This is a genomic window from Pantoea sp. USMM079 (genome assembly GCF_037153115.1).
GTDB lineage: Bacteria > Pseudomonadota > Gammaproteobacteria > Enterobacterales > Enterobacteriaceae > Pantoea > Pantoea communis.
This window is the reverse complement of the sequence record NZ_JBBCKX010000017.1, coordinates 92,356-104,250: the sequence shown is the minus strand read 5'-3', so window position 1 is coordinate 104,250 and position 11,895 is coordinate 92,356. Positions and strand designations below refer to the sequence as shown.

3 protein-coding genes and 2 pseudogenes are annotated in these 11,895 nt (G+C 51.1%); 3 read left to right on the top strand and 2 right to left on the bottom strand.

Annotation, left to right across the window (positions count from 1 at the left end):
* Positions 1–205, bottom strand: a pseudogene (locus WFP70_RS19110) (MipA/OmpV family protein); the annotation flags it as partial.
* 258 nt (positions 206–463) lie between these two features.
* On the opposite strand from WFP70_RS19110, the gene WFP70_RS19105 reads away from it, so the two are divergent.
* Positions 464–1,486: a DUF481 domain-containing protein gene (locus WFP70_RS19105; protein WP_337024082.1), complete on the top strand. Its 1,023-nt coding sequence runs from the start codon at positions 464–466 to the stop codon at positions 1,484–1,486.
* A gap of 50 nt (positions 1,487–1,536) precedes the next feature.
* On the opposite strand, the gene WFP70_RS19100 is transcribed toward WFP70_RS19105, so the two are convergent.
* The gene (locus tag WFP70_RS19100) at positions 1,537–1,803 is read right to left on the bottom strand and encodes a YdgH/BhsA/McbA-like domain containing protein (RefSeq protein WP_283227523.1); all 267 of its coding nucleotides are present in this window, start codon (positions 1,801–1,803) and stop codon (positions 1,537–1,539) included.
* Positions 1,804–2,310: 507 nt separating this feature from the next.
* Here WFP70_RS19100 and WFP70_RS26820 point away from each other — a divergent pair.
* Both WFP70_RS26820 and WFP70_RS19095 read left to right on the top strand, forming a co-directional pair.
* Positions 2,311–2,400 (top strand): annotated as a pseudogene (locus tag WFP70_RS26820) (ESPR-type extended signal peptide-containing protein); the annotation flags it as partial.
* 282 nt (positions 2,401–2,682) lie between these two features.
* Positions 2,683–11,886 carry an autotransporter-associated beta strand repeat-containing protein gene (locus WFP70_RS19095; protein WP_442956359.1) on the top strand — a complete coding sequence of 3,068 codons (9,204 nt, stop codon included), beginning with the start codon at positions 2,683–2,685 and terminating at the stop codon, positions 11,884–11,886.
* Positions 11,887–11,895 lie beyond the last annotated feature (9 nt).

Sequence of the window (11,895 nt, the reverse complement as noted above, 5' to 3'; positions counted from 1 at the left end):
GCACGATTAAATTATCATTACTGCTTTCATTATACCTTGCCTGGGAAGATATCGCTGCGCCACCTATTATTATTCCTTTAGGGATTGGACTTTTAGTCTGGTCATCAGACAGTAAACCTAATGAGCCAAGATCAGATTCCGCATGAGAATAAAAACAGAATGATAATGTTAATATTGAGGTGCAGATAATATATAGAGATTTCATTCTCTCCGCCTTTTGGTCAACGATGCTGTTTAAACATTAAAATGCATTCACACAGATATGAAAATGATTTTTCAAAACACATGACTTAACTTAATGATTATAATCATTTTATCTCAAATCCGAGGTCATGTAATTTCAATAGACATGCTTAAAATATACTACAGTTAAATGTGAATGCATGATGAATTTCAAGAGGCCGTGTGATGCAAGGATCTTCTAAGGCGTCCGTGGGAATCCAATACTGTGGGAAATATAAACATGAGTATAACAATAAGAAATGGTGCTGTTTGTTTGTGTTTTTACTTACCGCTTTCCCTCTGTGTTGTTCAGGCCGACACGCTCTGGCTTACCAATGGGGATCGATTGAGCGGTACGATTCAATCGCTGAGTGATGGGGAACTTGAGCTAAAGACAGACTACGCTGGTCTTTTAAAAATGAAATGGGCATCTGTAAGCACCATGGAGAGTGAGTCGCAGATTTCAATTGGTAATAACAAAACCAAGGAAAAATATCCTGTATCCGTTTCCCCTTATAACGCTGGGTATGTCGTTATCAATCATGACAATAAGAAGGAAATAGTTTCTGTCAAGCGAATAGAAGAGTTCATGAAGTCAGAAGTGAGAACTGATCAATGGGACTGGTTGGGAAATATTGATGCTGGCGTCAATCTCAAAAATTCCTCAACTAAAACAGATGACTACAGCCTTTCACTGAATACAAAATTGAAGAAAGAAAAATGGAGGCACGATATATCCGCAACTTATAATCGCGAAGTCGAGGACGACAGTGTTAATACAGATAATTACAGCTTCCGGTATGCAATTGATTATCTTTTTGAGGAACAATATTTCTGGCAGTCAAGACTCAGTTATAAACGTGACTGGGTTGAAGATTTATCCCGACAGCTGCTCATTGGCACCGGCCCGGGCTATCAGTTATGGGATGATGATACCGGGGCTCTCTCATTATCACTTTTAGGAGGCGCCTTCAGTTATGGGTACAGTGATGACAAGCGTGACAGCCATTTAGGTGCATCTATACACTGGGATTATCAGCGATTCCTGATCGATAAAACCGTGACGCTATACAGTAATGGTGAACTCGGACATTCTCTGGATAATGAAGGGGTGATATCCTTGGACGCAGAACTTGGACTAAGATATGCGCTGACTTCCTGGTCAACGTTTCATATTGGGTACCACAGGAATATCGTTGAAGGAACACGAGATACGCTGGATGAACGTATATTTTCAGCGGGTTTAGGTATGACGTGGAAATGACATCCTGGCTGATTGAGTACTGCCAGCCATATGAACTGGCAGTTCGAAAATCACTTATAGACTGTGGCCGTCCCCTGAACCTTACCTTCAACCCTTGCAGAGGTAATGACGTAGTATTTTCCTCCTTTTTCATCTGCCAGTTTTGACAACTCATCTTTAGCATCTTTTGGATCGGTAAATGTGCCCGATGTCGAAACGGTGGCAACTTCAGTGTAGTTTTTAGCTTCTTCTTTACTGATTTCCTGCGCCGCAAACACGCTGGTCGTTACGAAGGCAGCACCGGCCAGAATCATCGCTTTCATCATCACATTTTTCATTTATACACTCCGAATTGTTAAAATTAACAACCTGATAACCCAATCATGATTTCTTCATCTTAATTAGGACAATAGTGCTCTGAAGCAAACCAAGTATTTATTTAAACTAATTAAATATCAACGAAACATTTTATTATTTACAGTAACCCACTGAAAATAAAGTCAAATTAATTTAAATTAAGACTAACATCAAAAAAAGCTGAATATTTTTTTGATTTTAACACGCTTATGCTCTACGCATCAGCATTATGTAGAAACTTATCCCCCCCAAAATACTTGATGTTTTGGTGCCGAAAATTACTGTAGGAATGAAATTCAGCATATTCTTCATATGATAATACCCTCGCCGTGGTCACTCCCCCTGAAAAATAAAACAAACATTTTACCTGCCACTTTTCATATTTGAACTAATGTTGATTGTAAGTTTTTTATTATGAGCTGGTACAAATTGTAACTTTGATTTTTCTTTGAAAACAATCGGTTGAAAACTAATGGGCGGGTGCGTTTATGAACTTTGTTTATAGGCTTATCTGGAGTGCGTCACGCAGTGTTTTTGTACCCGTGTCCGAAGTCACAAAAAGACATCGAGTCTCCGGACATAAGAAAAACCTTCCAATAAAGTTAACAGGACTGCTTTTCGTAATACTTTCAACAGGATTCGCTTACGCAGACGATATTCAATGGACAGATGCGTACCCGAGTTACAGTTTTCCTGATAATCAGGGAATTAACTATGACTCCGTTTTAACCACTGGGTCTGCGTTTACTATCGACAATGAATCGTTACCCACTCATTTTTCTCCTGGCACGACGCTCAACATTCTTGGACCGCTCCCGGTATTTTCAGCGGGAAGCAATGGTACAGCCACGTCAGTCAGTGTGTCTGACGCTTTACCGGGGGGGAGTGGCGCCGAAGCAGGACGGATCACAGTCATTACCGCCACCGACTCTCAGGGAAACATCACGCCCATTACTGCTGATAATATCAATCAGTTTACGTACTCGCCTTCGCCCGCAAATCCTCAGCAAAACCAGGAGTTAAATGTTGAAATTCCGGGCCTTGAAGGCAGCTATCAGGTCATCAACGTTTATGACTCAACCACCTTTGTCTCTGCAGGCGATACTCCTGTAAGCAATCTGATGCTTTCAGTGTATGACCCTGACTCTTTCCGGATTTATAACAATTTTGGCATCGTTTCAGTGGCCTCAGCAGGGGGAACGGCGAATATCAATGTGGGGGATGATACCGCTGGCACAACCCCGATTTCGGCACCCGCCAACACCCTGGATTTACTGGCCAAAAATAGCGTACTGGCTAAAGCGGATGGGACGGAGGCTGCTGCCAGTCAGGTCAACTGGTTGTCAGATAATCTGATCCATTTCCGGCCGGCTTCCGTTATCTCGGGGGACAGCCAGAGTGTTTCTGCGCAGAGTGCGCAATATGATTACACGCTGACCATTCCTAACTATGTCCAGGTCGGCCAGCGGGCGCTTCAGGTGGGGTCTAAGACGTTTAATATCACCTCTTCAGCTGATATTGCTGAGGTTAATGATTACCTGACAGGACAAAACGCTTACGCAGGTAAGCCGCAAGTGCAGTACTGGCTGACTGCCGGAGCTTCGGTGAATGGTGAGGTTATTGACTCCGCGCCTGAGGCTCAGTCAGTTTACAACGCCATCATCTCAGGCTTACTGAATCAGCAGCAGCAGACGTCTATAAACCTGACTTATCATGTCTGGGATGACGAAGCTGCCCACAGCAATAATGCGACCTTGCCTACAGGGGATTTGAACGTCATCTATGCGACCGGAAACAATGCCGCAGGCACCGTAAGCAGTACGGGCTCACTTGCCGTAGATGGTGCAAGCGCAGTGATGCGTGGCGATGCAGGGGCGGTACTCACTAATGCCGGGGCAATTAACCACTGGCGAAGTGACAGCGCCAGCCCGACGTCGATCGGTATGCAGGTCACCAACGCGACTGCGGTGAACAATGGCACCCTCAATGCCGGACTGTTTTTAGAAAAAGACGGGACCAATCAGAACGTCAGCAACGCGGGCAGCATCGCGATGCAGGGCCTCGGGCAAAGCACACTGACCAACAATAGTCATATCAATGTTGCGATTACAGATAACACAACGGCCAATGCCCGTGGCATGTCAGTATCAGGCACCAGCAGTGCCACGAACACCAGCACAGGCACTTTGGTTCTCACAGGCAACAGCCGAAACAGCGCAGGGAAAGCCGCGGGATATGCTATTTATGCCGAGCAAGCCGCCAGTGTCATCAATCAGGGGACCCTGTATCTGGGATATGCGCCGGTCACAGACACCACCGTCCCAGCCTCTGTCTCTTTAACCGGCGGCAGTGCGCTGACCGCCGGTATTTATTCCACCAGCAGTGGCAACATCCTTAACGATGGCAATATTTTCATCGGTGACAGCACACGCAATGCTGTGGGTATTTTCACCAACGGTGCCACGGGGTCACTGATAAACAACGGCTCCATCAACGTGCTGGGCAAACTGGTCAATGGCGCAGCGGCGAGTAACTACGGTCTGTATGTGGCCGATAACCAGGGAAGCGTCACCAATAACGGGAATATTTTCGTTGATGGTGACAACAACGTGGCCATTTATCTGCAGGCACAAAATTCCGCTGCGAATGTCACCTCATCGGCAACCAGCAATATCACGGTGGGAAGTGCAGGCGACACCGGTGGTTCTGACGGCAATGTGTACACCTACAGAAACTACGCGGTCTATGCCGAGGGACTCAATAATCAGCCAGCGAAAGTCGACCTTCAGGCCACGATCCGCTTGTTGTCAGCCGGTGCGATTGGCGTGCACGCGCGAGGCAATGCCCAAATCGATATCGGCAACGCGGCATCGCTGACGTTCGAAAACGACCATCAGATTGGATATTACGCCTGGGGTAATCTGGCAAAAATCAATATCAGTAACGCCACCATCAATGATAATGGACAGGCAAATTCCGTGTTGTTTGCGGTGGATAACGGCGCCGTGTTTAACGGCAATAATGGCAGCGGTAGCGGATATCAGCTTACCGTCAGCGGTAACAGTGCGATTGGGGTTATTGCAAATGGGGTTGACGATCGCGGTACAGCAGATGAGTCTGACGATATTACCAGCTCGCTCATTACCGGACCCGCCACCATTCATGTCAACGGTGACAATGCGGTAGGCGTGCTGGTTTCAGGCGGCGCGGCAGGCACTATCAGCGAAGGCGGTATCGTGCTTGACCACGACAATACAACTGCCGTTCGTATTGATGGCCGAAATTACAATATTGATGGCACTTTAGACAGCGATCAACGACTGACTAACGTCACCTCAACGGCTTCAACCACCACATCGTCCAGCCAGAGTGGCATAACCGGCTACGACATCTCGCATGCGGGGAATCTGGTTTTAAATGGTGTCAATGGCATTAATTTAAATGGCAGTGGAGGTAAAGGACTGTGGCTGCATGATGGCGGGAGTGCGACAGTGAATGCCCCCGTTAGCGTGCAGGGTAATGACAATATCGGCGTTGATATTGAGAACAGTGGCGTACTGACCAATAACAATGCCATCAGCGTCGGTGGCGTGGTAAACAGTGGCAATGTCGGTATCCGGGTACAGGGCGCAGGCGCGATTGTGGACCGGTTAGGCAGCGTGAGCGCCAATGGCGGCCTGGCGGCCGTCCAGCTCACCGGCAGTGGTGCCGCTCTAACGGTGAATGGCAATGCAAATCAGATTAACGCATCTGGCGGTGCAGATGGCGTCCGCATGGACAATGGTGCCAGTAGCTTCACGGCCAGTAATACCACGATCGATATTGCAGACAGCGGTGCAGGCATTAATAACAACGCCAACACCGCCAATATCAACCTCAACAATGTCACCATTAATGCCTCCAATGGACCGGCCATTCGCACCGCCGTGACCTTTAATGCGCAGGGGAGCGGCAATGTACTGAACGTCAGCGGCAATGGACAGGGCTTTGCTTTCGAGGACAGCACGGGCAATGCCACTACGGGAAATCTGACGATTAGCAATGGCTATACCATTAATGGCAGCGGAGCTGACAGTATCGGTATCCTGGGAAACACGGATGGTAGCGTGAGTTCCGGGGCCAACATCACTATGGGTAGCAGTGCCGGTGCGGCTATTGCAGCAACGAACGCCAGCAGCGTCAGCAATAGCGGGCAGATTGAAACCAGCAGTAATACCGGAAGCACCGTACTGGCGGAGAATGCCGGTCAGTTCAGTAACAGCGGCTCCATCAACAGCGTGGGCACCACTAACGCCAACTCACTCATTCTCATCAATGGCAGCGCCACGAATCGCACAATTTCCAACACGGGTACCATCCGTGCAGCCAGTAGTAACGCTACGGTCATTGATGCATCAGGCAGTGGCAACACCACGCTGACCAACAGTGGTACGCTTCAGGCAGCGGACAGCAATGCGCTGGCAATCCTCACCGGCAGCGGGGCCGATAATGTCACGCTCAATGGGGGAAATACACAGGGTGAAATTATCCTTGGCAGCGGCAGCGATCAGTTTAACTGGAACAGCGGCACCTTTGCGGGTGCGATCAATTTTAGCGGAAGCGATGGCGCTGACAGTGCCACCCTCGGAAACGTCTCTCTGGCAACCACCCGCCATATTCTGAGTGAGGGTGGCAACGACAGCACGCTGTCATTCAACGGCACGACGGCTGCAACTGTCGGTTCCTTTGCTACAGATGATTTGAGCAAAGGAACCAATATTGGCAGTGGCTGGAGCAGCCTGACCCTCAATGCGGCAGAGGTCAGAGTACTTGATGATCTGTCGTTGTCGGGTACGCCCGATATTAACCTAAACAATGGCGCCATTCTGCGCAGTGGCAACAACATCAACACCGCAGGCAACGCCTCGATACGCAACTATGATGTCGCTACCTCAGGTACCGGCAGCCAGCTGGTTTTCGATGGCAGTGAAGATCAACAATACAGCGGCGTTATCAGCGGTAGCGGCGGTATGACGCGCACCGGCGGTGGTAGCACGGTGTTGCTGGGGAATAACAGTTACACCGGTACAACCCTGATTGACGGCAGCGAACTGTCCCTGGGCAATGGCGGTACCGTTGGTGGGCTCTCAACCAGCACCAGCATCATTGATAACGGGTTACTGACGGTTAACCGCAGCGATGAGGTGACGCTGAATGGTGTGATTTCAGGGAGTGGCGATTTTCAACAGCTCGGTTCGGGGCTCACGCGACTCGGCGGCAATAACAGCTGGGCAGGCAGCACGACAGTAAACCAGGGCACGTTACTGATTAACGGCGATCAGTCTGCTGCCACAGGGCTGACCAATGTTGCGGCTTTCTCTGCGTTGGGGGGAAACGGCACTGTTGGCGGGGATGTCATCTTTGCTAATGATACCGTTCTGACGCCCGGCGATAACGGCACGGGTACACTGACCATTAATGGCAATCTGAACCTGAACGCCACGACAAACAGTCAGTTCTCACTGGGGGAAGCCTATACACCCGGGGGCAGCCTGAACGACTTTGTGAATGTAAAAGGGAATTTACTGCTGGATGGCTTGCTGGATGTGGCACTTACGCCGGGCGGCAGCTTCCTGCCAGGTGTCTACCGCCTGTTTAACTATGCTGGATCGCTGGTCAACAATACGCTGGACATCAATAGTCTGCCACCCAATAACGGCGGTACGTATGCCATTCAGACTAATATCGCAAACCAGGTAAACCTCATCCTGAATTTTGTTGATCCTGCCAGTGAACTGCAGTTCTGGGATGGCGAAGATACGGCAAATCACGGAGATGGGACCACAGGTAATGGTCAGGTAGACGGCGGTGATGGGATATGGAAAGCCAATATTGCCGGCGATACCAACAACTGGACGCAGGCAAGTGGTGTAGGCAATGCCCCCTGGTCTCAGACGGCCTTTGCCGTCTTTCAGGGAACGGGCGGTGAAGTCCAGATCAGTAATATCAATGGCCGCGTCGTGAATTCAGGCATGCAGTTCACCGCCGATAACTATGTTCTTAATCAGCTCAACCCCGCCTCTGCGCTCAATTACATCAGCACAGTCACCGAGTCTTTCCCGGAAAGCGTGCCAGTGCCGACTAACACTTACCAGGGCCAAGGGGAATCGGTCGCTGACACCTTCTACGTCATACGCGTTGGTGATGGCGCAAGCGGGAGTGATGTCACCACAACTATTAACGCCAGCCTGCGTCAGGACGCGCTCGACACCAATCGCATACGTTTGCTGAAAACTGATGCGGGAAGATTGATCCTCAATGGCATCAACGATTTCTCTGCCGGGATCGAGGTTTGGGGAGGGACATTACAGGTTTCAGATAACGCCAGTCTGGGCGCCCCCGCGACCAGTCTAACCTTGAAAAATGCAGGTGCACTGCAAGCCGGTGCTGATTTTTCTCTGGACCGGAATGTGTTCCTGGATACCACCGGTGGCGGCACATTTGATGCTAACGGACATACGCTGACGGTGGATTCTGTCATTGCGGGAGAGGGCGATTTAGCCCTTGTTGATACCTCTGCCACACCGGCAACCGGCACGCTGGCACTGAATCAGACCAACCCTTATCAGGGCAACACGACTATCCGGGGCAAAACGGGCAACGGGCTGTTGGTTGTTGATGCCAATGTCACCGGCGCATTAGGCAGGACGAACAGCACTATTAATGTGGCCGATCAGGCACAACTCAATTTCAACAACGCATCGCTGGCCGAGGATCATCTGTTTAATCTCACCAGCGGTGGGCGCATGCAGCTGGCTGATAACAGCAACGGTGGAAATGCCACCATCAATACTGACGCAACTTCTGTCCTGCAGTTGAGCAACGGTGCGAATGCAGGTAATGCCCAGATCAATAACAGTGGGCAGACCCTCTTTGCCGATACTGCTCAGGCACAGAATGCCACCATCAGCAATGCCAGTGGCGCCACCGTCGATATCACCTCAGTGAGTAACCAAACCAGCGTTGGATCTCTTTCTGGTGCGGGAAATGTCGTGCTGGGCTCGGCCACAATGCAGGAAGGCAACATGGGACGCGATGACACCATCAGCGGCGTTATCAGCGGCAACGGCGGCAGTCTGGCGAAAACCGGAACGGGTACCCTTACGCTGACTGCCAACAACATCTACACCGGAATAACGCAGGTATCGCAAGGCGTGCTGCTGATCAATGGGGATCAATCGGCGGCCACCGGACAAACCACGGTCAATACTGGTGCAACCCTTGGGGGCAATGGCACCATTGGCGGTGCTGTAATCGTGGATAACGGTGGCCGACTGGCTGCTGGATCGGAGATAGGCAGTGTCGGGACGCTAACAATGGGATCGCTGAGACTGAATGAAGGATCTCAGCTGGATTACCAGTTCGGAGAGGCCTACACCTCTGGCGGAACCTACAACGATTTAATCAATGTTAATGGCGATCTGGACCTTAATGGCCAGCTCAATATCACCCAAACCAGTGGCGGTACTTTTGATGTCGGTGTTTATCGTGTTCTGAATTACAGCGGGGGGCTGACCAACAATCAACTGGTGATTGGAACGGCACCGCAGGCTGCTTCTGATCTCTATGTGCAGACATCAATCGCAGGTCAGGTCAACCTGGTCAATCACGCAGGGACTGAGCTGCGGTTTTGGGATGGCACCGGCGGCAGCTCAGGAGAGATGAAGGACAATGGGATTATTGAAGGCGGCGATGGCGTCTGGCAAAACGGCAGAGGAAATGACAACTGGACCACTGACACGACGTCACCCGCTGGCCTTTATAACTCTCCTTACAGTAATGCCTCCTTCGCAGTGTTTGGCGGTGAAGCAGGTAACGTCACTATCGACAATTCTTTGGGTGCTGTGGGCATAACCGGTGCGCAATTTACCCGCGACGGCTACGTGCTGAACGGGGATGATCTGACCCTGACGGCAGATGACACGCAGATTCGGGTCGGTGATGGCACATCGTCTGGCGTAGACTATCTCGCCACAATCAACGCCTCGCTGGTCGGTAGCGGTGCACTGCACAAAACCGACCTCGGCACGCTACAGCTTAACGGCAATAACCGTTATAGCGGTGGCACAGTGATCAGCGCGGGAGCCGTGCAGGTGTCTGAGGACACCAATTTAGGTGCCAGTGAAGGTGGCATTACCCTGGCTGGCGGTACGCTACGTTACACCCAAGGCTTCAGCAGCGATCGGCGTGTCACTCTTGTTGAGGAGGGCGGCACGATTGATACCCAGGCATTCAATGCCGGCCTGAGCAATGTCATCTCGGGCGAGGGTGAGTTAACCAAGCGTGGAAGCGGCACGCTGACCTTGTCAGGCGATAACGTTTATCAGGGAACCACCCATATCAGTGACGGGGTTTTGCAGCTGGGTAATGCAGGCAGTAGCGGCAATCTGGTGGGCAATATTGATAACCAGGGTACGCTGGCGCTGGATCGCGTTGATACCTTCACGCTGGCAGGAGACATTTCGGGTACAGGCCAGGTGTGGCAGCAAGGAACCGGTATTGCCCGGCTGGCGGGCGCGAACAGCTGGAGTGGCCTGACGCTGGTTGAACAGGGCACGTTGCAGGCGGCGGCTGAAAATACCTTCAGTGCTGCATCGACACATGTGGTGAGTCAGAACGCCACCCTCGATACGGGCGGGTACAACCAGCGTGTCGCCAGCCTGCTGAATCAGGGAACAGTCAATCTGCGCGGTGGGGATGTGGGGTCAACGCTCACCGTCACCGGCAATTATGTGGGCAGTAACGGGACACTGAAAATTGCGGCACAGCAACACAGCCCAGGTGTCGCCGACAGGCTGGTCATTGATGGAGGGACCGCGAGCGGACGTACACTGTTAGACATCGACGTCAGCCAGCTAGGCGAACCGACCGAGGGCGATGGCATCATGGTGGTGGAAGCCCTCAACGGCGGTACCACCACCGCACAGACAACTAAAGATGCCTTTACCATTGGCGCTGATGTCCTGTTATCAGGTGCTTACCAATACCAGTTGTTTGCGGGTAATGCAGAAGGCGCAGGGGAGGACTGGTTCCTGCGTGCTGGCTATCGCCCTGACGTTCCTGGTTTCGATACGTTGGGCGCCATCATACGCCAGGCTGACTTAGCGGTGCTAGGTACGCTGCATCAGCGCGTGGGGGATGAGCAACCCTGGCGTGCAGACGTTGCCGAGGATCAACAGAGTCGTTTCTGGATGCGATATCTGGTCAAGTCCGTTGATCAGCAAATCAACGATCCGCTGCAAAGCCGTACCTCATCCAATTACAACGGCATGCAGGTGGGGGGAGACCTGTATCAGGATGCCCAGTGGCGGGCCGGCATTTATGGCACCTTCCTCGATAACGACACATCGATTTCGGGCAAAAATGGTGACATCAACAGTCTCGCCTATAATTCGACGTTCTCAACTTATATCGGTGGGTACGCCACCTGGACCGATGAAAGCGGCTTCTACGTTGATAACGTGCTGCAGTACGGTTATCACGCTGTGGATCTAAAAAACGGACTCAGCAGGGAAACGGTTCATCCTGACGGCAACTCGTTTGCAGCTTCAGTAGAGATCGGCAGGCCCTGGCAACTGGGCGACAGCGCCCTTAAAATTGAGCCTCAGGCACAGCTGATTTATCAATACAGTGATTTCGACAGCGTTACCCTCGATAGTGTCTCTAAAACACGCGTGGATGTTAATCCTGATGGGGCACTGATTGGTCGCATCGGCGCAAGGGTTACAGCCGATTACGACACAGACTATGGCCAGGTCAAACCCTATGTGCGCATCAATTACTGGACGATGCTCAGCAACGGGGAAGATAAGGTTAAATTTGCCAACACGGCGAACAACGCGGGTACAACGACCCTATATGCCGACCAGCAGTACAACATGACAGAAGCCGCTATGGGTGCGACCTGGGCTGTCAGCAAAAAAGTGCAGGCCTACACAGAGGTTGGAAGGGCATGGAGCAGTGGCGGTGATGCCCATGTAGAAGCAAACATCTCTGCTTCTCTCGGCGTGAAAATGCGGTTCTGAGAAACAGCC

What these genes read in the sequence shown, in the direction of transcription:
- WFP70_RS19105 (WP_337024082.1), top strand. Translation starts at nt 464, where the DNA reads ATGAGTATAACAATAAGAAATGGTGCTGTTTGTTTGTGTTTTTACTTA.
- WFP70_RS19100 (WP_283227523.1), bottom strand. Translation starts at nt 1,803, where the DNA reads ATGAAAAATGTGATGATGAAAGCGATGATTCTGGCCGGTGCTGCCTTC.